The sequence below is a fragment of the Actinomyces oris genome (genome assembly GCF_001937665.1).
Lineage (GTDB): Bacteria > Actinomycetota > Actinomycetes > Actinomycetales > Actinomycetaceae > Actinomyces > Actinomyces stomatis.
Window position 1 is genome coordinate 1 of record NZ_MSKL01000002.1, and the last position, 22231, is coordinate 22231.

16 protein-coding genes are annotated in these 22231 nt (G+C 67.0%); 7 read left to right on the forward strand and 9 right to left on the reverse strand.

What is annotated here, in order from left to right:
• The 7 genes from BKH28_RS00220 to BKH28_RS00250 form a co-directional block, all read right to left on the reverse strand.
• Positions 1 to 2287, reverse strand: a 2287-nt coding sequence (locus tag BKH28_RS00220) for a fatty acid synthase subunit beta domain-containing protein (RefSeq protein ID WP_178388795.1), incomplete at its 3' end; no start/stop codon positions are given.
• 115 nt (positions 2288 to 2402) lie between these two features.
• Positions 2403 to 3971 carry an acyl-CoA carboxylase subunit beta gene (locus BKH28_RS00225; protein WP_178388796.1) on the reverse strand — a complete coding sequence of 523 codons (1569 nt, stop codon included), beginning with the start codon at positions 3969 to 3971 and terminating at the stop codon, positions 2403 to 2405.
• Between the two features lie 54 nt (positions 3972 to 4025).
• Positions 4026 to 5861, reverse strand: a complete 1836-nt coding sequence (locus BKH28_RS00230; RefSeq protein WP_075416948.1) for a biotin carboxylase N-terminal domain-containing protein — start codon at positions 5859 to 5861, stop codon at positions 4026 to 4028.
• A 377-nt stretch (positions 5862 to 6238) separates the two neighbouring features.
• Complete coding sequence (gene rpe, locus BKH28_RS00235; protein WP_075416949.1) at positions 6239 to 6934, reverse strand: ribulose-phosphate 3-epimerase; 696 nt, start codon at positions 6932 to 6934, stop codon at positions 6239 to 6241.
• Positions 6935 to 6971: 37 nt separating this feature from the next.
• Positions 6972 to 8363 carry an RsmB/NOP family class I SAM-dependent RNA methyltransferase gene (locus tag BKH28_RS00240; RefSeq protein ID WP_081379970.1) on the reverse strand — a complete coding sequence of 464 codons (1392 nt, stop codon included), beginning with the start codon at positions 8361 to 8363 and terminating at the stop codon, positions 6972 to 6974.
• A 218-nt stretch (positions 8364 to 8581) separates the two neighbouring features.
• Positions 8582 to 9556: a methionyl-tRNA formyltransferase gene (gene fmt, locus BKH28_RS00245; protein WP_075416951.1), complete on the reverse strand. Its 975-nt coding sequence runs from the start codon at positions 9554 to 9556 to the stop codon at positions 8582 to 8584.
• 39 nt (positions 9557 to 9595) lie between these two features.
• A complete protein-coding gene (locus tag BKH28_RS00250; RefSeq protein WP_428978899.1) occupies positions 9596 to 10276 on the reverse strand; it encodes an HAD family hydrolase in 681 nt (226 codons plus the stop codon).
• Positions 10277 to 10621: 345 nt separating this feature from the next.
• Here BKH28_RS00250 and arcA point away from each other — a divergent pair, with 345 nt between their 5' ends.
• The 7 genes from arcA (at position 10622) to BKH28_RS00285 (ending at position 18791) form a co-directional block, all read left to right on the forward strand.
• Positions 10622 to 11845 carry an arginine deiminase gene (gene arcA / locus BKH28_RS00255; RefSeq protein WP_075416953.1) on the forward strand — a complete coding sequence of 408 codons (1224 nt, stop codon included), beginning with the start codon at positions 10622 to 10624 and terminating at the stop codon, positions 11843 to 11845.
• A gap of 64 nt (positions 11846 to 11909) precedes the next feature.
• Complete coding sequence (gene argF / locus BKH28_RS00260; RefSeq protein WP_075416954.1) at positions 11910 to 12917, forward strand: ornithine carbamoyltransferase; 1008 nt, start codon at positions 11910 to 11912, stop codon at positions 12915 to 12917.
• Positions 12918 to 12920: 3 nt separating this feature from the next.
• Complete coding sequence (gene arcC / locus BKH28_RS00265) at positions 12921 to 13901, forward strand: carbamate kinase (RefSeq protein WP_075416955.1); 981 nt, start codon at positions 12921 to 12923, stop codon at positions 13899 to 13901.
• A 210-nt stretch (positions 13902 to 14111) separates the two neighbouring features.
• On the forward strand, positions 14112 to 15239 hold the full coding sequence (locus BKH28_RS00270) for a serine/threonine protein kinase (RefSeq protein WP_075248172.1): 1128 nt from the start codon (positions 14112 to 14114) through the stop codon (positions 15237 to 15239).
• A 185-nt stretch (positions 15240 to 15424) separates the two neighbouring features.
• Positions 15425 to 16438: a DMT family transporter gene (locus tag BKH28_RS00275; protein ID WP_075416956.1), complete on the forward strand. Its 1014-nt coding sequence runs from the start codon at positions 15425 to 15427 to the stop codon at positions 16436 to 16438.
• A 129-nt stretch (positions 16439 to 16567) separates the two neighbouring features.
• The gene (locus BKH28_RS00280; protein ID WP_075416957.1) at positions 16568 to 17926 is read left to right on the forward strand and encodes an MFS transporter; all 1359 of its coding nucleotides are present in this window, start codon (positions 16568 to 16570) and stop codon (positions 17924 to 17926) included.
• Between the two features lie 118 nt (positions 17927 to 18044).
• Positions 18045 to 18791 (forward strand): TetR/AcrR family transcriptional regulator, encoded by a 747-nt coding sequence (locus BKH28_RS00285; RefSeq protein WP_256695404.1) that lies wholly within the window; start codon positions 18045 to 18047, stop codon positions 18789 to 18791.
• A gap of 46 nt (positions 18792 to 18837) precedes the next feature.
• Here the strand turns inward: BKH28_RS00285 and BKH28_RS00290 are convergent, their stop codons facing one another.
• On the reverse strand, positions 18838 to 20985 hold the full coding sequence (locus BKH28_RS00290; protein WP_081379971.1) for a primosomal protein N': 2148 nt from the start codon (positions 20983 to 20985) through the stop codon (positions 18838 to 18840).
• Between the two features lie 38 nt (positions 20986 to 21023).
• Positions 21024 to 22229 (reverse strand): methionine adenosyltransferase, encoded by a 1206-nt coding sequence (metK, locus tag BKH28_RS00295; protein ID WP_075416958.1) that lies wholly within the window; start codon positions 22227 to 22229, stop codon positions 21024 to 21026.
• Positions 22230 to 22231: the final 2 nt, after the last annotated feature.

Consider the following 22231-nt stretch of genomic DNA (forward strand, 5'->3'; position numbering starts at 1 on the left):
CGTCGGCCCAGTCGGCGCGGGTCGCGGAGCGACCCTCGTGGGGGGCGACGCACAGCTCGGCGTAGCGGGTGGCCCACTCAAGGTAGGTCATCTCCTCGACGTCACCGAAGTAGGGCTTGGCGGTCTTGGCCAGGGCGTCGATCATCTCCTGGCGACGTGCGGCCATGGCGGCCTCGTCCCCGGCGAGCTCCTGGATGAGGCGGGAGGCCCGGGCCGAGGAGTTGTCGATCTCGTAGAGGTCGGCACGCAGGTGGGACAGCCCGGAGGTCATGCCACCGATGGACTCCCCGGAGGCCACCCAGCCGCCCTCAACCCCGGAGTCCTCGGGGATCCCGGGGGTGTCGACGAGGAGCTGTTTGACGTCGTCGTTGGTCTTGGCCTCCAGGCAGGTCATGGCGGCGGTGCCGATCATGACGCCGTCGACGGGCGCGGCGGCCGTGCCGTAGGCCTCGGCCCAGCGGCCGGTGAGGTAGTCGGCCGCACGGGTGGGCGTGCCGATGCCGCCGCCGACGACAAGGACCACGTTGCTCACGGCGCGGATGGCGTCGTAGGTGGCCAGGAGCATGGTGTCCAGGTCCTCCCACGAGTGATGGCCACCGGCGTGCCCGTCCTCGATCTGGATGATGACGGGGCTGTCGGGCACGGCGCGAGCAATGGCCAGGACCTGACGGATCTGGTCCACGGTGCCGGGCTTGAAGGCGATGTAGGGGAAGCCCTCGGCGTGCAGGCGCTCGAGCAGGGCGGTGGCCTCCTCGAGCTCGGGGATCCCGGCGGAGATGGTGATGCCGTCGATGGGGGCGCCCCCGGCGCGGGCCTTGGACAGCAGGCGCTGGGTCCCCAGGTGCAGGTTCCACAGGTAGCGGTCCATGAACATGGCGTTGAAGGCCGCGGTGCGTCCCGGTTCGAGCGCCTTCTCCAGGCCCTCGAGGTTCTCGGTCAGGACGGCAGGGGTGGTCTGACCCCCACCGGCGAGCTCGGCCCAGTATCCGGCGTTGGCGGCGGCCGCCACGATGGCGGGATCCACGGTGGTGGGGGTCATTCCCGCCAGAAGCACCGCGCTGCGTCCGGTCAAGCGGGTGAAGGCGGTGTCCAGGGTGAGGCGGCCGTCGGGCAGGCGGGTGATGCGCGGGGCGAAGCGGGAGCGGTCGACGCCGGGCCGGGGGGCCGCGCCGGCGCGGTCGAGGTCGTCAATGGCCTTGGCGGTCCCCGCGGGCACGACGGTGGTACCGGTACCGGCCACGACGCCCTCGGTGAGACGGACCAGGACGTTGCCCGGTCCCAGGTCCAGGACGGTGCGCACCGGGTCGGCCGATCCGGTCCCGAGGGCGCCGGTGACCAGGCCGGGCCAGTCGACCGGGTCGATGAGCACGGCGGTGGCCAGCTCACGGGCGAGCTTCTCGTTCAGGCCGCAGGCAGCTGCCCAGGCGGCGACGTCGTCGACGGCACCGGCGAGCAGCGGGGTGTGGAAGGGGACCGAGGTGGTGAGGAACTCGGTGACCGGGGCCAGCACGGCGCCACCGCGACGGCGGTCCTTGCGGGCCTTGGCGCTGCGGGCGGCAGCGGCCTCCAGAGCGGTGACGACGCCTTCGAGGTCGGCTGGGCGCCCCGAGAGGATGTGCGCCTGACGGCCGTTGGTCACGCCCACGGAGATCCTCTCGGCGCCGGGGACCCGGGCCAGGACCGCGTCGAGCACGCTGCGGGTCACACCACGGACTGAGAGCATGGGGGTGGACTCCCCCACCGTGCCCAGGTCGAGGCGACGGGTGGTGCGGGTGGCCGCTGCGCCGATGAGGCGGGCGATGGCGTGAACCTCGATGACGCTCTCGCGGTCACCGGTCTGCACGGCCTGGAGCAGGCTGACACCCAGGACACCCTGGGAGTGGCCGATGGCGCCCACCGGGGTGTGGGCGGTCGGGTCGATACCGGCGCCGGGCAGGGAGGCCAGGGCCGCGTGCTGGGCCATGAGGATGCCGGGAACGGAGACGTCGGCGCCGTCGGCGGCGGTGCGGTGCTGGGGCGCGACCGGGGCGGCCTCGTCGTCCAGGAGTCGCGAGCCGCGCGGGGTCACGGTGAGCAGATCGGTGGATACAGGGGCCAGGCGCTCGGCCACGGCCCGGTCGACCGCCACGACGTCATCGGCCAGGGCGTGGTCCAGGGAGACCAGGTCGGCCAGCGTCTGGCGCCAGGGGGTGGCCTGGCCTCCGAAGGTGATGATGTAGGGCTCGCCTCCACTCAGGCGCTCTGCGATGGTGGTCGCGGGGCTGGGGGCTTGCGAGTTCGTGTGCACGGTAGTGGTGTCCTTCGGTGTTGCGACGGCGTGGTCGGTGGTCTCGGAACGGTTACCAGAACTGAGGTCGGGTGAAGACGGGGAACGTGGCGGCGAGTAGGACTCGGAGCCGGGGTCAGAGGGGGATGTTGTCATGCTTCTTGGGCGACTCGGGGCGGGCGTCGTTCTTGGCTCGCAGCGCGGCCAGCGAGTCGACGATGACGTTGCGGGTGTCCTCGGGGGCGATGACGGCGTCGATCTCACCGATGGCCACGGCCTTGTCGGGGTTGATGACGGCGTCGGTGTACTCGGCAACGAGCCGCTCGTGCTCGGCGGCGGCGGCCTCCTCACCCTGCTCGTCACGGACCTTGGCCAGGTCGCGACGGTGGATGATGCCGACGGCGCCGGCAGCACCCAGGACGGCGATCTCGGCTCCCGGCCAGCAGAAGTTGAGGTCGGCGCCGATGGCCTTGGAGCCCATGACGATGTAGGCGCCGCCGTAGGCCTTGCGCAGGACGATCGTCACCAGCGGCACGGTGGCGGTGGCGTAGGCGTTGATGACCTTGGCGCCGCGACGGATGATGCCGGCGTGCTCCTGCTCGGCTCCAGGACGGTAGCCGGGGACGTCGACGAAGGTGACCACCGGCAGGCCGAAGGCGTCGCAGAAGCGCACGAAGCGGGCGAGCTTCTCGGAGGCGTCGACGTCCAGGGTGCCGGCGTCCACCAGCGGCTGGTTGGCGACGATCCCCACCGGGTGGCCCTCGAAGCAGGCGAAGCCGACCACGACATTGGGGGCGAACTCCTCCTGGACCTGGACGAGCTCGCCGTGGTCGACGACGGCCGAGACCACTTCGACGACGTCGTAGGCCTGCCGGGTGGAGGCCGGGACGATCTCGCCGACGCTACGGGCGGCCTCGGCGTCGGCCTGGGCGTCGGTGTCGTCGTAGGCGTACATGGGAGCATCGAGCTCGGCCGAGGAGGGCAGGTAGGCCAGGAAGGTGCGGACCTGCCCAAGGGCGTCCTCCTCATCGTCGGCCACGTAGTGGACGACGCCGGAGACGGAACCGTGGATCTGTGCGCCGCCTAGGTCCTCGGCGCTGATCTGCTCGCCGGTTGTGGCGCGTACGACGTCGGGGCCGGTGACGAACATGTGGGAGGCCTGGCGGGTGGCGATGACGAAGTCGGTCAGGGCCGGGCTGTAGACGGCGCCGCCGGCGCAGGGTCCCAGGATGACGCTGATCTGCGGGACCAGTCCGGAGGCGGCGCAGGTGCGGTTGAAGATGCGCCCGTACTGGCGCAGGGCCCCCACGCCCTCCTGGATCTTGGCGCCGCCGGAGTCGATGAGTCCGATGACGGGGATGCGCAGGCGCAGGGCGTCGTCCAGGAGGCGGACGATCTTGTCCCCCTCGATGGTGCCCAGGGCGCCGCCGGAGACGGAGAAGTCCTGGGAGTAGACGGCCACCTGGCGGCCGTCGATCTGGCCGAAGCCGGTGACGACGCCCGAGGGGCGGGCCTTGTCGCCGGCGCCCGAACCGGAGTAGCGGCCGATCTCCAGGAAGGTGGAGTCGTCGAGCAGGTCGTTGATGCGCTCGCGGGCGGTGCGCTTGCCCTTGGCATGCTGGCGGGCGGCGGCGCGCTCCTCGGCCTCCCGGTCGATGCGGGCGATGCGCTGGCGGAAGGCGGTGGTGGCGACCGAGTCGGCCATGGTGGTTCCCTGGGCAGGTGCTCCGGGGCCGGTTATGGGATCGGTGGTCACGGTTCAGGCCTCCTCGGAGTCGTTCTCGGGGGTGTGCATGCGCACCAGGACATCACCGGCCGAGACGGTGCGTCCGGCGCTGACGGGGATCTCCGAGATGGTGCCGTCATTGGGCGCGTGGACGTAGTTCTCCATCTTCATGGACTCCAGGACCACGAGCAGATCACCCTGACAGACCTGCTGTCCGGGCTCCACACAGATACGGGTGACGATGGCCTGCATGGGGGCGGCGATGGCACCGGGCTCACCACCGACGGCCCCGTTGTCGCCGGAGGCGGCGCCTCGAGGCGAGCGGGCCCCGCCGGAACGGCCGCGCAGCGGCTGAGCCCGGTTTCTGCGGGGGCTGAAGCCTCGCGCCGGGTTGGAGGGGGCGAGGATCCCGTCGGGCAGGGTGAGCTGCATGCGGCGGCCGTTGAGCTCGATGATGTAGCTGGAGCGGGTACGCGGGTTGGCGACCGTCTCCGGGGATCCGTCGGCCTCCGACGCCGCCGCGGTGTCGTCGAGATCTGGCAGCACCTCCTTCTCGATCCACCGCGTGGTCACGGCCAGCCGCCCGGCCTTGTCGGGTGCGGTGAAGTCGGGTCGTGTCAGGACCTCGGCGTGCAGGGCGGTGCATACGGTGACGCCCTCGACAACCGTCTCTCGCAGGGCGCGCCGGGCTCGGGCGATGGCCTGCTGCCGGCTGGCGCCGGTGACGATGATCTTGGCGAGCATCGGGTCGAACAGGGGGGTGACGACATCGCCCTCGGTGACCCCGGACTCGATGCGGATACCGGGGCCGGCAGGCCAGCGCAGGCGGGTGATGGCGCCGGTGGAGGGGGCCAGGCCACGGGAGGGGTCCTCGCAGGTGATGCGCAGCTCGAGGCTGTGACCGCGGGGCGCGTTGATCTCACCGAGGTGACCGCCCTCGGCGATGCGCAGCTGGACCTCGACCAGGTCGGTGCCGGTCACCTCCTCGGTGACGCAGTGCTCCACCTGGAGACGGGGGTTGACCTCCAGGAACCACACATCGCCCTCGGGGGTCAGGAGGAACTCGCAGGTGGCCACTCCGACGTAGTCGACTGTCTCCAGGAGGCGACGGGATGCCTCGACGAGACGGTCGTGAACGCCCTCGGGCAGGAAGGGCGCGGGAGCCTCCTCAAGGAGCTTCTGGTTGCGTCGCTGCAGGGAGCAGTCGCGGGTGGAGACCACGGCGAATTCGCCGTGGGAGTCACGGGCGCACTGGGTCTCGACGTGGCGCGCGGCCGTGACGAATCGCTCCAGGATGAGGGTGCCGCCTCCCTGCGCCGCGGACTCGAAGGCCGGGGTGGTCCTGACCTCCTCATCGTTGTGCAGGACGGTGATGCCCCGTCCACCGCCGCCGTCAGTGCGCTTCAGAGCGACCGGGTAGCCGTGGGCGGCGGCGAAGGCGATCACGGTGTCGGCGTCGGTGACCGAGTCGGTGATACCCGGTACCGGGGCGACCTGGGCACGCTCGGCGGTGGCCCGGGCGCTCATCTTGTCCCCGAGGGCATCCATGGCCTCGGGCGAAGGACCGACCCAGGTGATGCCGGCCTCGATGATGGAGCGGGCGAAGCCTGCGTCCTCGGACAGGAACCCGTAGCCGGGGTGGATGGCGTCGGCGCTGGTAGTGCGGGCCAGCTCGAGGAGCGCTGCCGCATCGGTGTAGGACGACCCCTCGGGTAGGGCGTAGGCCTCGTCGGCGAGCTCTGCCGCGGGACTCATCAGGTCCTCGGGCGTGTACGGAAGGATCGACGTCGCCCCGAGATCGCGAGCAGTTCGCACGATGCGCAGTGCGATCTCGCCGCGGTTGGCGATGAGGATGCGGGAGAGGGTCACCAAGAGTCTCCTTACCTGGACGGCGCCGGGCTGGCGGCGGGCCCTCCTTGGGCCGGCGGGGCGGATCCGTGCCTTCCCTACAATCGCTGAAGGGCAGATCCACTGGACAACGACGTTACGTGGTCAGGGCACCACATTCCATTTGTGGAAACCTCACAAAGACCAAGAGTTGCGTTGGTGTAACAGTCGAGACCCCAGTAATGGGGCGGCATAACGGGGGCCTCGCAAAGGTGCTTCCTGCTCCGAGAGCGTCTTTGAGGTTTCCCACAAGGCCGATGAGGTGGAGGGTCTCTGCGCATCGGCTGTCACACCTGCATCATGAGCACCTCCTCTGACGAGGGGCTCCTGCGACCACGGTCATAGCCCTCTCTGTGTCGTCAGTGGCCACGGCGAGTGCCATGGAGGTGTAAGGAGGCCGCCTCACGCAGCTCGGAGATGGCGACCAAGGCGTCGTCGGCCCGGTAGACCGCCGACCCGGCGACGAAGACGTCGGCACCTGCCTCGGCGGCGCGCTCGATCGTCTGGGCGGTGATGCCGCCATCGACCTGTACTCGCAGGTCGAGCCCTCTGGTGCCGACCAGCTCTCGAGCACGATGGATCTTGGGCAGCATCGACTCGATGAAGGACTGCCCGCCGAAGCCCGGCTCCACGGTCATGAGCAGGAGGAGGTCGAACTCCCCCAGCACATCGGCGACCGCTTCCAGGGGGGTGGCGGGCCTCAGGGCGATGCCCGCGCCGGCGCCGAGTCGGTGGAGTTCACGCGCCAGACGCACGGGTGCTGTCGTGGCCTCGGCGTGGGGGGTGACGATCTGGCAGCCGGCCTCGGCGTAGGTCGGCGCCCAGCGGTCGGCGTCACAGATCATGAGGTGGGCATCCACGGGCAGCGAGGAATGTGCGAGCACCGCCTCGACCACCGGCAGCCCCCAGGACAGGTTGGGCACGAAGTGGTTATCCATGACGTCGACGTGGATCCCGTCGGCACCTGGGGCGCCATCGTCTCCCGTGACCCGGCCGAGCTCGTCGGCCAGTTGGGCGATGTCGCAGTTGAGGATCGAGGGGTGGATGGCCGTCATCGAGGTGCTCCTCATGATGCGCTGGTGTGGTTGTCAGTCAGCCGATGCGGCGCAGCAAGGCGCAGAACATGGCGTCGGTGCCGTCGAGGTGGGGCCAGAGCTGAAGCGTCTCCCGGTCGGATCCGGCCGGTGGCTGAGGGGCCAGACGGGTGGCGACGTCCCCGGCGTGCAGGAGCTCAGTGCGCAGGCCCTCCCGCTCCAGAAGTCGCGTCACGTCCCGCACCACGAGGCTCGTCTCAAGGGCGTGCGGTGAGCAGGTCACGTAGGTCACCACTCCCCCGCGGCGCACGGCGCGCAGGGCGCTGGCAAGCAGCTCGCGCTGAAGCTCGGCCAAAACGGTGACGTCCCCCGGTGCACGGCGCCAACGGGCCTCCGGGCGACGGCGCAGTGAACCGAGTCCTGTGCAAGGGGCGTCGACCAGGACGCGGTCGTAGGCGCCGGGCTCATCGCGCCCGAGATCACGCCCGTCGCCGCATCGCACCCGGGCAACCTCCCGCGGGATCGCGCGCAGCGAGGAACGCACCAGATCGGCCCGGTGGGGGCTGACCTCATTGGCCAGCAGCTGAGCGCCCGTCTGAGCGGCCCTCGCAGCGAGCAGGGCAGCCTTGCCACCGGGCCCGGCGCACAGGTCGAGCCAGCGCTCGTCACGGCCCTCGAGAGGAGCATGTGCCGCAATGAGCGCCACCAGCTGGCTACCCTCGTCCTCAACCCCGGCCCGGGAGTCGCGGATCGCCTCGATCCTGCCCGGGTCTCCTCCGACCATGACGACAGCAAGAGGGCTGACCCTGCCGGGATGCGGCTCAACATCGTGGGCCCGGTCGGCCTTGCGGGCGACCTTGGCCAGCGCTTCCGGTGCGATGAGGCCGGGCCTGGCGCACAGGGCCACTTCGGGGTCGGCGTTGTCCGCGACCAGGAGCGCCTCCAGCTCGTCGCCGCTGCGGCCGTGGGTGACCAGGGCCTGGCGCAGCGCCTTGACGATCCACTCCGGGTGCGACTGGGTGCGGGCCAGGGCGGTCGTCTCATCAGGCGCGTCCTGGCGCAGCTCAGCCATCCAGGAGTCGAGATCCTTCCCACTGAGCCGACGCATGACAGCGTTGACGAAGGTGGCTGCGCCGCGTCCGCAGGAGGTGGTGGCCAGGTCCACGGTGGTACTCACGGCGGCGTGCTGGGCCACCCTCATGCCCAGGAGCTGGTGTGCCCCCAGGCGCAGGACGTCGAGCACGGCCGGGTCGATGCGCTCCAGGGGGCGGTCTGTGCAGGCGTTGATCATCGCGTCATAGCGCCCCTGGAGCCGCAGGGTCCCGTAGGTCAAAGCGGTGGCGAAGCCGGCGTCACGTCGGTCCAGGTCGGCGGAGTCCAGCAGCTCTGGCAGGAGGAGGTTGGCGAAGGCATCGTCACGGCGCACGCGGGTGAGCACCTCCAGAGCCACCTGACGCGCCGGGTCTGATCGGCGTTGAGCAGAGCGCCGTGACGTGTCTGCAGATGGGCCGCCCTGCCTGAGGGGCCGCCGCCCCTGACCTCGTCCGCCCTCATGGCGACCGCCGCGCTCACTGCGTCTTCTGGGCTTGCCGTGCCGCCCGCCGCCCCCGCCTCGCCGGCGCTCATCGTTGCCGCCTGACGTGTTCCGGCGCGCCGATCGCTCCCCCATCAGCTCATTCCCTCAGCATCGTCGTTCTTGGGAGACGGCGCCCCTAGGAAGGCGCCCACCTCCGGGCGAGCCCCCCGGGCCCAGGCATCGGCGGACATCCAGTTGCGCCCGGCAGGCGCCACCTGCCCCAGACGGACGGCGCAGCCCCCGGTTCCCACGAGAACCTCATGCTTGGTGGCGCGCAGCTGACCGGGCAGGAGGTCGGTGACCTCCGGGACCGGGGTGACCGGCCCCAGGCGGAACCTGGCCCCCTGGTAGGTGGTGTGGGCCCCCGGTGCCGGACTGACGCCCCGGACCCGGCGATCAATGATCAGTGCCGGATCGTCCCAGTGGACCTCGCCGTCGGCGGCGGAGAGCATGGGGGCGAGCGTGGCCAGCGCGTCATCCTGCGGCTCCGGGCGAACGCTCCCGTCCGCAACGGAGCGCAGCACATCGAGGACCAGGGGCGCCCCGGCCCGCGCCAGCCGCTCCAGAAGGTCCCCACTGGTGTCCCGGCCACTGATGGCCTCGGTGAGTCTGCCGTAGACAGGACCGGTGTCGAGCCCCTCCTCGAGTCGGAACACACAGGCCCCGGTGACGTCATCTCCGGCAATGACCGCTCGCTGGACCGGAGCGGCTCCGCGCCAAGCGGGAAGCAACGAGAAGTGGAGGTTCAACCAGCCGTGCTCAGGGACGTCCAGCAGATCGGCCGGAACCAGGCGGCCGTAGGCGACCACGACCGCGACGTCGACCCTGAGGTCGCGCAGCCAGTCGCGCACGTCGTCGGCCTCCTCACCCTTGAGGGTGGCCGGAGTACGTACGTCGAGTCCCGCGTCACGGGCCATGGCCGCCACCGGTGAGGGATGCAGTGTCCGGCCGCGTCCTCGGCGGGCGTCCGCACGGGTAAGCACCCCGACGACATCGTGCTCACTGGCCATCAGGGCCTCCAAGGTGGGCAGGGCTGCCTCAGGGGTTCCGGCGAAAAGCACACGCATGCGGCCGAGTCTAAGGCTCCGGATCGCCCAGTGCGGGGTTCAGCGCCGGCCCGGCGTGGGGAGCAGGCCCAGGGCGATGAGTTCGGCCCGCAGCCGTCCTACGCCGGTGAAGCGGTGGGTGCGTAGCCCCAGCCGACGGGCCGCATCGATGTTGACCGCCGAGTCATCGATGAAAAGAGTGCTGGAGGCCTGGAGGCGGTAACGACCCAGGAGCAGATCGAAGACGGCGGCATCGGGCTTGGTCAGGTGCTCCCGCCCGGAGACCACGATGCCGACGAAGCGCTCGAGCTGGGGAACCAGGAGTCTGGCCCGTTCGAAGGGGGCGGCGTCAAAGTTGGTCAGCCCGTACAGCGCTACGCCCGCCTCAAGGAGGTCATCGAGCAGATCCGCCATACCGGGAACGGGGCCGGTCAATGAGGCGGCGAAGCGCTGGCGGTACAAGGAGAGGATCTCCGCCCAGTCAGGGCGATCCGGGTGGGCTCGGGTGTAGTCGGAGAGCACCTGCTCGAAGGGCTCCCCCAGGTCCAGCCGCTCGTTCCAGGTCAGGAACCCGCCGTCGACGACGAACTCCTCCCAGGCGTCGGCCGAGACGTATCCGGCGACGGCCGCTATGGGCTCCCAGGCGTACAGGACGTTGCCGTAGTCGAGAACGACGGCACTCACGGAGTCGGAGGGCGCGATGGTCTTGAGGGCCGGGATCGTCGCGTTCACATCCGGGATTGTCCCACACCTGCACTGTCAGGGCCTCAGGTGAGTCCGGCTGGGACGGAGCGCCCGCGACGTTTGTAAGTCATCTACTGGTGCTGGGCCACCTCACCTGTGGGTGAGAGGCGTTGGAAAGCACCTCCGGAAGTGGTGAAGCGCCCGGTGGGAGCAACATCACGCATCGGTGAAAGATGCTCGATCGACGCGCTCTGAACTTCTCTCTACCTGGGGGTTTCCAACCCTCAGAGACTCTGGTACGCTCGTACCAATTCGGTACGGGCGTACCATTTCAATAGTCAGAGCGCGTGATCCGCGTCATGATCCACGTCAACGACACAGTGCTGTGTCAGAGAGGGAGTCATGGATTTTTCCGTAGATTCCGAAATCGGGAAGCTTCGCCAGGTCATCCTGCACAGACCCGGCAACGAGATGCTCCGACTCACTCCGCAGAACAAGGACCACCTCCTGTTCGACGACGTCCTGTGGCTTGACCGGGCGCAGGAGGAGCACGACCAGTTCGCGCGAGTTCTGACCGACCGCGATATCGAGGTGCTCTACCTCAGCGACCTGCTGGCCCAGACCTTGGAGGTTCCCGAGGCCAGGAAGTACGTCCTGGACCGGGTCGTCAACGAGAACACCAGCGGCCCCAGCGCCGCCGAGCCGCTGCGTGCCCTGGCAGACGGGATGTCCGGTGCTGAGCTGGCCGAGGTGCTCATCGCCGGGATCACGAAGGCCGAGCTGCTTGAGCGCACCTCCTGCCCGGACTCGCTCGTGCTGGCCTCCATGGACGACGACGACCTGCTTCTGTCGCCGTTGCCCAACCACCTCTTCACTCGCGACACGTCCTGCTGGGTCTACAACGGGGTGTCCATCAACTCGATGATGATGCCGGCCCGGCAGCGCGAGACCATCAACTACGAGGCGATCTACCGCTGGCACCCCCGATTCGCGGGCTCCGAGTTCCCGGTATGGTCCGAGGGCACGCAGGCCGGCCCCGCCACCGTCGAGGGTGGCGACGTCCAGATCATCGGCAATGGCGCCGTTCTGGTCGGAGTCTCCGAGCGCACCACCGCGCAGGGCATCGAGAGGCTCGCAAGCCGGCTCTTCGCCGGAGGCAAGGTGAACCAGATCGTCGCCGTTGAGATGAACCGGACGCGCGCCCAGATGCACCTGGACACGGTGATGACCATGGTCGACGTCGGCACGTTCACTGTCTACGGTGGTCTGGGGAAGCTGCCGACGCTCACGCTGCGCCCGGACGGCGACAAGCAGATCAGCGTCACGCGCAACGCCCCCGAGGACATGTACCGCGTCATCGCCCAGGCTCTGGGTGTTGACGAGCTCAACGTCCTCATCACGCCCCAGGACTCGATGGCCGCCGCCCGCGAGCAGTGGGACGACGGCTCCAACACCCTGGCCATCGCCCCCGGCGTCATCGTCACCTACGAACGCAACATCAACACCAACGAGTACCTTACTTCTCACGGCATCGAGGTCCTGACCATTCCCGGCTCGGAGGTCGGTCGTGGTCGCGGTGGCCCGCACTGCATGAGCTGCCCGACCCTGCGGGACCCGGTTGCCTGAGCCGGCCCCGGCCGGCACGTATGAAGAACTGTCAGCACACCACACACAGGACGAAGGAATCCTCATGACCCACCCCCTGCACAACCGCCACTTCCTCAAGGAGCTCGACTTCACGGCCGAGGAGTGGGGCTCTCTGCTCGAGCTCGCTGCCCAGCTCAAGAAGGACAAGAAGGCCGGCCGCGAGGTGAAGCGACTGACCGGCAAGAACATCGCCCTCATCTTCGAGAAGACCTCGACGCGCACCCGTTGCTCCTTCGAGGTGGCTGCCTATGACCAGGGCGCACAGGTCACCTACCTCGACCCCTCCGGCTCCCAGATGGGGCACAAGGAGTCCGTGGCGGACACCGCCCGGGTCCTGGGCCGCTTCTACGACGGCATCGAGTTCCGCGGCAAGAAGCAGGAGCACGTCGAGGCCCTGGCCGAGCTCTCCGGTGTGCCGGTGTGGAACGGACTGACTGACGAGTGGCACCCCACTCAGATGCTCGCCGACCAGCTGACCATGCTGGAGCACGCCGACAAGCCGATCGAGAAGATCTCCTTCGCCTACCTCGGGGACGCCCGCAACAACGTCGCCAACTCGCTGCTCATCGCGGCAGCCCTCATGGGGATGGACGTGCGGATGGTGGCCCCCAAGGAGCTGCAGACCCCTCCCGAGGTGGTGGCTCAGGCCGAGAAGCTGGCCAAGGAGAGCGGTGCCCGCATCCTCATCACCGACGACGCCGCCCAGGGCGTCAAGGGCGTCGACTTCCTCTACACCGACGTGTGGGTCTCCATGGGTGAGCCCAAGGAGGTCTGGGACCAGCGCATCGCCCTGCTCAAGCCCTACCAGGTCAACGCCAAGCTGGTGGAGGCCACCGGCAACCCGGACGTGAAGTTCCTCCACTGCCTGCCGGCCTTCCACGACCGCAACACCACGGTGGGCGAGGACATCTTCGCCAAGACCGGCATGAACGGCCTTGAGGTGACCGACGACGTCTTCGAGACCGAGCGCAACGTCGCCTTCGACCAGGCCGAGAACCGCATGCACACCATCAAGGCCGTGATGGTCGCGACCCTCGGAGAGTGGGACTGAATCGTGAGAATCGTTGTTGCCCTCGGAGGAAATGCCCTGCTGCGCCGGGGGGAGAAGCCCGACGCCAGCACCCAGATCCGCAATGTCGAGATCGCGGCCCGCGAGCTGGCCAAGCTGGCGGAGAAGCACGAGCTGGTCCTGACTCACGGAAACGGCCCCCAGGTGGGTGTCCTGGCCCTGCAGTCCGCCAATGACGAGCGCCTCTCCGAGCCCTACCCCTTTGACACCCTCGGCGCCCAGACCCAGGGCATGATCGGCTACTGGCTGCTGCAGGCCATGCAGAACGCCCTGCCGGGGCGCCACGTGGCCGCCATGGTCAACCAGACCCTGGTCATGGCCGGTGACCCGGCCTTCTCCAATCCGACCAAGTTCGTCGGTGAGGTGTATACCAAGGAGGAGGCCGAGAAGCTGGCCGAGGAGCGGGGCTGGGTGGTCAAGCCCGACGGCGAGTACTATCGCCGCGTCGTCGGCTCCCCCATGCCGCAGCGCGTCATTGAGACCCGCCTGGTGCGCTCACTCCTGGAGGCCGGTGCGATCGTCGTCTGCTCCGGTGGTGGCGGCGTGCCCGTCGTCCGCAGCGAGGAGGGCAAGATCAAGGGCATCGAGGCCGTCATCGACAAGGACCTCACCGCGTCCGTCATGGCTGAGGCCCTGGAGGCCGATGCGCTTCTCATCCTCACGGACGTTGATGGAGTGTTTAAGGACTTCGGAACCGAGAACCAGACACAGGTTCCGAGGGCGACGCCGGCAGAACTGCGGGCCCTGGGACTTCCCAGTGGTTCCATGGGACCAAAGGTCGAGGCGGTGTGCCGATTTGTTGAGCTGACTGGTGACATGGCGGCAATCGGACGTCTTGAGGACGCCGTTTCCATCATTGAGGGCCAGGCAGGGACCATCGTGACTCCCGGAGGCAACTACGGGGGCCCCGACGATATCCATCCCCCCATTCCCGAGCAGATCGACACGCGCATCCGTAGGGCCTGACCGGCGCAACGGCATCGGTCCTTCAAGGAGGTGGTGAACACCCTCAACCAGCAATGACCGTGCCACGGTTCAGCGATCATTCTTTATTTCCAGATACTCCTACGACCACTTTTTCGGTTCCTTCAGAGTAGAATGACAGCGTTGAACCATAGACACATCACCTGTCTTAATTCACGCACCACACACCGAGCACAAAGGAGTGACTTACTCATGACGAAGATCGTCAATTCTTGGAACGACTTCGACCCTCTCAAGCGCGTGATCGTTGGACGCGCCGACTTCTCGGTTATTCCTCCCGAGGAGCCCGCCACGTCTGAGAAGGTGCCGATCGACTCCGAGATGCGCGGCATGTGGGGCCCCCGCCCCACCGCGACCGTCGAGGCCGCCAATGAGCAGCTCGACAACTACGTCAAGATCCTCGAGGGGCTGGGCGTCCAGGTGGACCGCCCCACACCGCTGCAGTGGAACCAGGCCATCCAGACGCCTGACTTCCGCACGGAGTCTGGCTTCACCCAGATGCCCCCGCGTGACATCCTGCTGACCATCGGTGACGAGATCATGGCGTCGGCCAACTCGTTCCGCTGCCGGTACTTCGAGTACCTCGCCTACTGGCCCCTCATGAACCAGTACTTCGAGGAGGACCCGGAGTTCAAGTGGACCCAGGCCCCTCGTCCTCGGCTGACGGACAAGTCCTACAAGCACAACTACTACGACGAGCGGATCTCACTGGAGGAGCGCCTTGAGCGCACCGCCGCCAAGGACTTCGTGACCACCGAGTTCGAGCCGATGTGGGACGCCGCGGACGTCATGCGTGTGGGTAAGGACCTGTTCATCCAGCACGGTCTGACCACCAACCGCAAGGCGATGGAGTGGTTCAAGCGCTACTACCCGGACCTGCGGGTGCACGCGGTGAACTTCCCCGGCGACCCCTACCCGATTCACATCGACGCCACCTTCGTGCCGCTGCGGCCCGGGCTGATCATCAACAACCCGCACCGCCGCCTGCCCGAGGAGCAGCGCAAGATCTTCGAGGCCAATGACTGGCAGATCGTCGACGCAGCTCCCCCGGCCCACGAGGTGCCGCCGCCGCTGTGCTACTCCTCCGTCTGGCTGTCCATGAACTGCCTCGTCATCGATCACAAGACCGTGTGTGTCGAGGCCAGCGAGGTCCACCAGATGGAGCAGATGGACAAGCTGGGCATGAACGTCATCCCGGTTCCCTTCCGCGACGCCTACGCCTTCGGTGGTGGTCTCCACTGCGCGACGGCGGACGTCTACCGCGAGGGCGGCTGCGAGGACTACTTCCCCAACCAGGTCGCTGACCCGACTCTGGTCTGATCTCAGGGGTGCGGGGCGGTGGCTCATGGATCGGGCTGCCGCCCCGCACCGTTCCCGGCTCTGCTCTTCGTAACGCGGTCAGCGGACACTCCGTTGAACTGGCTGCGGCCGAACTGACCGCGTGAGATCCGGCAATGATGCCGATCTGCTGTGCATGCCGGGGGAACTCAGGAGACAAAACTGCCATGTCACAGACTTCGTCCGCTGAATCCTCTGTCACAGAGTACGTGATGAACAAGAAGCTTGGCGCCATTGCCATGCTTCTCTCCGCCACCGGGATGGGGCTCGTCGGCACCATCAGCCGTGGCACGACCGCCGGCCTCGCTGACGCCGACAAGTCCGTCATCGGATCGTTCCTCGCCTTCGGGCGTATGACCGTTGGGCTGCTCGGCTTCATTCTTATCCTGGTTATCACTAAGAAGACCGGCTTGTTCCGGCGCACCCGCCTGAGCCCCACCGTGATCCTGGGAGGAGTGGCGATCGGCCTGTCCCTGGGCTGTTATATCTCTTCGACGCTGATGACGTCGATCGCCAACGCCGTCTTCCTCATCTACACAGGACCTCTGTTCTGTGCGCTGCTCGCACGCATCTTCCGCAAGGAAAAGATCAGCGTGCTCTCTGGAATTTTCCTGTTTCTGGTATTCGTCGGCATGCTGCTGACCATCGGAATCATCGACTTCAAGAACGGAAGTCTCACTTTCGGGCTGGATCTGTCGGCCTCGTCTCCTGAGTTCCCTCAGAAGAAACTGGGAGACCTTCTTGGCCTGCTGTCAGGAGTCTTCTACGGCCTGGCGATGTTCTTCTACGGCTATCGCAAGGACGTGGACTCGGTTGTACGCGGTGTCTGGAACTTCTTCTGGGCCGCCTCTGCTACGCTTGCGATGTCGGTCATCCTGAAGCCCTGGCACGGCGTTGCGTCCTTCAAGGCCACCAACTGGATGTGGGCCGTGGCCCTCTTCCTCGTCTGCGGACTCTTCGCGCTGGGATTCTTGGTTGTTGCAGGGCGCAACCTACCTGCCGTGGAATACTCGACGATCTCCTACTGGGAGTGCCCTGTCGCCATTCTGTGTGGTATCATCGTCTGGGCGGAGAAGCTCACTCCTGTGGGAATGGTCGGGGGGCTGCTCATTGTTGGAGGAGGACTGGCCCCGATCATCGTGGATGCGGTCTCCCGAAAGTCACGTGCCTCTGAGGCCTGATCGTTGTGTGATCCTGTCTGCCTGCGTTAACTTCCTGCAGGCAGACAGGATCACATGTATAATCTTCAACGTCTCTCCATGAGGCCTATTTCGTCAACGTCGACATTCACCGAGCCGGAGCCATAGGCTATGCATACCGTCCACTCAGGAAGCACGAACGACCATCACCTGGACTCAGAACGAAGTCTCGCACTGAGACGTGCAGCGAAAGCGAGCTTCATTGGCAACTTCATTGAGTGGTTCGACTACGCCTCGTACGGATACCTGGTCACCGTCATTGGTCACGCTTTCTTCCCGGCGGCAGACAAATCTGTCCAGCTGCTTTCGACATACGCAGTATTTGCGATGTCCTTCATTTTGCGCCCCATCGGAGCTGTTGTGTGGGGGGCGTGGGGGGACCGCTGGGGGCGCCGGTGGGCACTGTCATGGTCGATTCTCATTATGTCCGGGTCGACGTTCTTCATCGGACTTCTTCCTACATACTCGGTCATCGGGATGGTGAGCGCCATCGGCCTGCTCGTCCTTCGAATGATTCAGGGATTCTCCGCGTCAGGCGAGTATGCAGGCGCTGGAACCTTCCTGGCCGAGTATGCGCCCCCAGCGCGCCGTGGGATATACACTTCCCTGGTTCCCGCCTCCACCGCCTGCGGCCTGCTTGCCGGCTCTCTCATGGTCACAGGGATGTTCTCGGTTCTCAGCGATGACGCCATGAACACCTGGGGGTGGCGAGTTCCCTTCCTGCTGGCCGGCCCGTTGGGGCTCATCGGCCGCTACATCCGAGTGCACCTGGAGGACTCCCCCGCCTACCAGGAGATGCGTGCGGAGATGCCACAGGAGAAGAAGGCAACCAGCTGGTCCGAACCGTTGCGCCTGCTGCTGCGAGACCACCTGCACGAGACGCTCATCACCTTCGGAGTCTCCTGTCTCAACGCCGTTGCCTTCTACATGCTCCTCACATATATGCCGACTTACGTCCACGAAGAGCTCGGGTTCTCTCAGGACACCTCCACTCTGGCGACCTCCGTGATGCTGGTGGTGTATATCGCCGCAATCTTCCTCATGGGGCACCTGTCTGACTCCTTCGGGCGTCGTCGGATGCTCATCGCCGCTTGCGTTGCATTCATCGTCCTCACCATCCCGTTGTTTGTCGTGATGACGAAGGCCGCGAGCATGCTTGTGGTGGTCATCCTTTGTGAGATCGTCTTCGCCATAGCGCTGACCGCTAATGATGGAACTCTCGCCACCTTCTTGGCGGAGTCTTTTCCAACCAACGTTCGCTACTCCGGATTTGCCTTGTCCTTCAACGGGGCCAACGCACTTCTCGGTGGAACAACGCCGTTCATTGTCACATGGCTCATCAAGATCACTGGCTCCCCTCTGGCGCCGGCGGTCTATCTTACGGTGATCGCACTGATCGCCATGGTGGCGATCTTCCAGTCCCGCACTATTCATGGGTCGGAACTGACCGGGGAGCATACTCAACCCTGAGCCCGAGCAACTCACTCAGAGCAATTGCTGACAGGTCGAATATAGACTGCCTCTTTACGAGGTCATTATCACCGTCTTGTTACGGACATGAACCTCTTGTCGTCGTAAGATGATGAGCATGGCTAGTATCGATGCAGACGCCGCTGGAGATGCAGCGAGTAGCGACGCTTCCGCACCTGCAGGTCCTCGCGCGGAATCCCGAGTCACACCGCGAGGCGAGGACCGCCGTCAGGCCATCATTGATGCCGCCGCAGCCATCATCCGCGAGTCAGGTCCTTCCGCGATCAGCCACCGCAGTGTCGCCAAACGCGCCGGGTGCTCCTTGTCGGCGACAACCTACTACTTCGATGGCTTGGAGGATCTCCTCCATCAGGCCGGGCTGGTCAACATCGGACTGTGGGCCTCCCGTGCGGAAGATGTCGCCGACCGGGTTGAGGCATTCAAGGGCGTCCCAGACCTCCCCCAACGGGTACGGTTCATTCTCCAGGCTACTCTTCCCGCACACGGCGCCTACTTCGGGCACTATCTTCAACTCATCTCCGCCAGCCAGGCATCCCCGGTCAAGCACGCCTACCGCCAGGGACGCCAACGCCTCAATGCTGCATTGCGTCGTGTGCTGCGCCAGCTCGACAGCCCGCTCGAACCGGAGATGGTCATCGCCATCGTCGATGGTGCGGCCGTGACCGCCCTCAGTGAAGGGTGGAACGTCAAGTCCACCGCAGCGGGACTATTGACTGATCTCATTTCCTTGGCCCACGGCATGCCGCCCTTCCAGGCGCCAGGTGCCACGGTGGGCGCCGCTTCGGCTCCTGCCGCTCATGCGACACGGCCCGCCACGGTCAAGTCCAGTAGCTCCGCCAGTTAGGGCCTGCCCCGTTGGTCTCGTTCCTCGTTTGTTCTTCCAAGCATCCTCACCACAAACGGGTGGGATCGAGCTCAACCCGCATCGGCTCCTCACGCCGGGCCGAGCGGTCTCGCAGTCTTACCCCAAGCATGGTTGCAAGCGCTTTGCCCTGTGACAGCGGAGCGCGCACCAGGGCCCTGGCCACGCCGGGGGGAACCTGACCGCGAACGGGTGGCGGGGCCACCGGGCCCAGCACCTCAAAACCATCAGCGTCGGCCTGAGCCAGGAGTGACTCCACGCCACGCACCGGGCCGTCCAGACGTGCCACACGCCATGCGGGCGGTAGATGCAGCTCAGCTCGCTCCAGAAGGTCCCTGCGGGCGAAGCCCGCCTGATCCCATCTCACAAGGGCTTGTGCCGCCACCGGATCCGGGCCGCCCAGGAGAATAACGCGAGCCGAACGCTCCGCCAGCGCCACGGCATTCGACCACTGGCGCAGCGCTTCACCCGCTGCCCCCAGATCGGGACGCGAGGACAGGGCCCCGCCGTCGAGAAGCAAGACGGCCCGGTATCCACCCTTGGCCACCGGCTCAGCCCCGGGCGTGGCCACGACAAGGCGTGGCGCGTCGTCAACCTCATCCACGACGCCATGGGCCTCCCGCGCTCCCGACACCACCACAGGGATACCGGGAAACGCCCTCCCGAGCTCCTCCCCCGTACGCGTGGAACCAACCGTCGCCATCCTCACGTCATGGCCGCCGCACTCGGGGCAGTCCCACTGCCCCACAGTACGAGCGCACCAACGGCAGGAGGTGCGACCCTGACGATCCATGGCCAGTGGGCCACCGCAGAAGGTGCACCGGGCGGCCGAGCGGCACCGGGCGCAGGCAACCAACGGCGCGTACCCGGCGCGCGGCACCTGGACCAGCACCGGACCATTCTGCAGGGCGCGCCGCAGTGCTCGATGGGCGAGCGATGGGACCCGGGCCGCACCGGAAGCGCCCTCCCGGTCCAACTCAGCCGGGCCAGGAACCTCCACTCGAGGCACCACACCGCGCACGATGTGACGAGAAGCCCTGAGGTTCTGGCACCACCCCTGCTCGACGAGTGACTGCGCCTCCACGGACCGGCTGAACCCGCCGATGAGCAGGCCGGCGCCCTCCAACGTGGAGCGCAGGGCGAGTACTGTGCGCGTATGACTGTAAGGGGCGTGAGGCTCCTCCAACCGGTTGTCCCCGTCATCCCAGACGGCCGCCAGTCCGAGCCGATGCACCGGGGCGAAGGCCGCCGCCCGAGTGCCGACGACAACCCGCGCACGCCCCATCAACACAGCCAGAAAGGCCCGGTAACGGCGCGCCGGCCCGTGCTCGGCCGAGAGCACCACAATCGGTTCTCCCTCCAGCTCGCGGCCCAGCCGGGCGGCCAGGGCCTCAGCCTGTTGAGTCGTCGCCACAACGATGACCGCACTGCGGGAGCTCACCAACGTAGCCTGGACAGCCCGTGCCAGGCACACCTCCCACGGCTCAACCACCGGGACGCACTGACCATCGCTGCCGGACAACGATGCCTGGTGCGGCCGCGGCTGCGCCGGTAGGGCGGACCAGACTACTCGTGGAGCCTCGCCATCGGCCAACCGTCTCAGGAACTCCTCACCACCGTCGTAAGGGTGCCAGCAGTGCGCGTTTGAGGAGGGGCGCTCCCAGGTGGGAAGGTCAAGGGGGGCCTTGGCCCTCTCCGCCTTCTCAGTAGTGGCGTGCCTGGTGGGAACCGCAAGACGGATAACGTCGGAGCGCGTCCCACAGCTGCGGGAGGCGACGGCCCCGATGAGGCGGCGTGAGCTCTCCGGCAGGACCTGGAGGTCGGAAACCACCCGGCGCAGAGCAGAGAGTCGGCCGATATGCGTCGTTGTCGCCCCCCGCTCCCAGATCCAACCCCGCATCTCCTGCTCGCCGAAGCGAACCATCACCCGGGTGCCGGGCAGGGCCTGCTGGGCCAGTGCCGCAGGAACCAGGTAGTCGAAGGTGCGGTCAAGGTGCGGTATCGGCGAGTCCAGGAGGACCCTGGCCACGGGCTCGTGGACCCCGGCCACCGTCACCGTGCGCTGTCCGGGCTCCGGCAGCTCCAGCAGCTCACCCTGCCGGCTCACGCCAAGACCATACGCAGGTCCATCCGGCTCACCGGAAGCAGAAGCAGCGTCGTCGTAACCGGTTGCCATACAAGCCTTCAGAGGTCTCCCGCCCGAGTGCGCGGGACTCAGACGGCCTGGCGCAGAGCCTCAACGCGGTCGGTGGCCTCCCAGCTGAAGCCGGGACGCCCGAAGTGCCCGTAGGAGCTGGTGGCTCGGTAGATGGGACGCAACAGGTCGAGGTCCCGCACGATCGCGGCCGGACGGAGGTCGAAGACCTCGTTGACGGCTTTCATGATGCGATCCTCGGGAACGCTCGCCGTCCCGAATGTCTCCACGTAAACGCCCACCGGGTGGGCTGAGCCGATGGCGTAAGCCACCTGAATCTCACATCTTCTGGCCAGCCCTGCCGCTACGACATTCTTAGCGACCCAGCGCATAGCGTAGCTGGCGGAGCGGTCCACCTTCGAGGGGTCCTTGCCGGAGAAGGCGCCCCCGCCGTGGCGGGCCATCCCACCGTAGGTGTCCACGATGATCTTGCGTCCGGTCAACCCGGCATCACCTGCCGGACCTCCAATGACGAACTGTCCTGAAGGATTGATGAGGACCTCGGTGCCGGCGGTGTCGAGCTCGGTGCCGGCCTGGGCCTCGGCGGCCAGTACCGGCTCAATGACTTCCGTCTGCAGAGCGTCGGTGAGCCAGGCACGAGTGCGGTCCGCATCGTGCTGCGTGGAGATGACCAGGTTGTGCAAGCTCACCGGCCTGTGGCCGTCGTAGCCGATCGTCACCTGGGTCTTGCCGTCGGGGCGCAGGCCCGGGAGGATTCCCTGCTTGCGCACGACGGCCAGGCGCTCCGCCAGACGATGCGCCAGATGGATGGGCAGCGGCATGAGGGCCGCGGTGTCGTCGCAGGCGTAGCCGAACATGAGCCCCTGGTCGCCGGCACCCTGAAGGTCGAGAGGATCGATGTCCGTGTCATCCCTACGAGCCTCGAGGGACTTGTCCACTCCGGCCGCGATGTCCGCGGACTGCTGCCCGATCGATACCGAGACACCGCAGGAGCGGGCGTCGAAGCAGACATCCGAGGAGGTGTAGCCGATGGCGGAGATCTCCTGGCGCACGATCTCAGGGATCTCGACGTAGGCCCTCTCTGTGGTCACTTCGCCGGCCACGTGTACCAGACCGGTCGTCACCATGGTCTCAACCGCAACGCGCGCGGTGGGGTCCTGCTCGAGGATGGCGTCGAGAATCGCATCAGAGACACGGTCGCAGATCTTGTCCGGATGTCCTTCAGTGACCGACTCGGAAGTGAACAGACGCAAGGAGGAACTCACCC

Bases quoted from the DNA above. Each gene is read 5' to 3' on its own strand.
- BKH28_RS00280 (WP_075416957.1), top strand. From the start codon at position 16,568: ATGCATACCGTCCACTCAGGAAGCACGAACGACCATCACCTGGACTCA.
- BKH28_RS00290 (WP_081379971.1), bottom strand. From the start codon at position 20,985: ATGGCAACCGGTTACGACGACGCTGCTTCTGCTTCCGGTGAGCCGGAT.
- rpe (WP_075416949.1), bottom strand. From the start codon at position 6,934: ATGACGGCCATCCACCCCTCGATCCTCAACTGCGACATCGCCCAACTG.
- BKH28_RS00275 (WP_075416956.1), top strand. From the start codon at position 15,425: ATGTCACAGACTTCGTCCGCTGAATCCTCTGTCACAGAGTACGTGATG.
- fmt (WP_075416951.1), bottom strand. From the start codon at position 9,556: ATGCGTGTGCTTTTCGCCGGAACCCCTGAGGCAGCCCTGCCCACCTTG.
- BKH28_RS00285 (WP_256695404.1), top strand. From the start codon at position 18,045: ATGGCTAGTATCGATGCAGACGCCGCTGGAGATGCAGCGAGTAGCGAC.
- BKH28_RS00270 (WP_075248172.1), top strand. From the start codon at position 14,112: ATGACGAAGATCGTCAATTCTTGGAACGACTTCGACCCTCTCAAGCGC.
- BKH28_RS00225 (WP_178388796.1), bottom strand. From the start codon at position 3,971: ATGGCCGACTCGGTCGCCACCACCGCCTTCCGCCAGCGCATCGCCCGC.
- argF (WP_075416954.1), top strand. From the start codon at position 11,910: ATGACCCACCCCCTGCACAACCGCCACTTCCTCAAGGAGCTCGACTTC.
- arcA (WP_075416953.1), top strand. From the start codon at position 10,622: ATGGATTTTTCCGTAGATTCCGAAATCGGGAAGCTTCGCCAGGTCATC.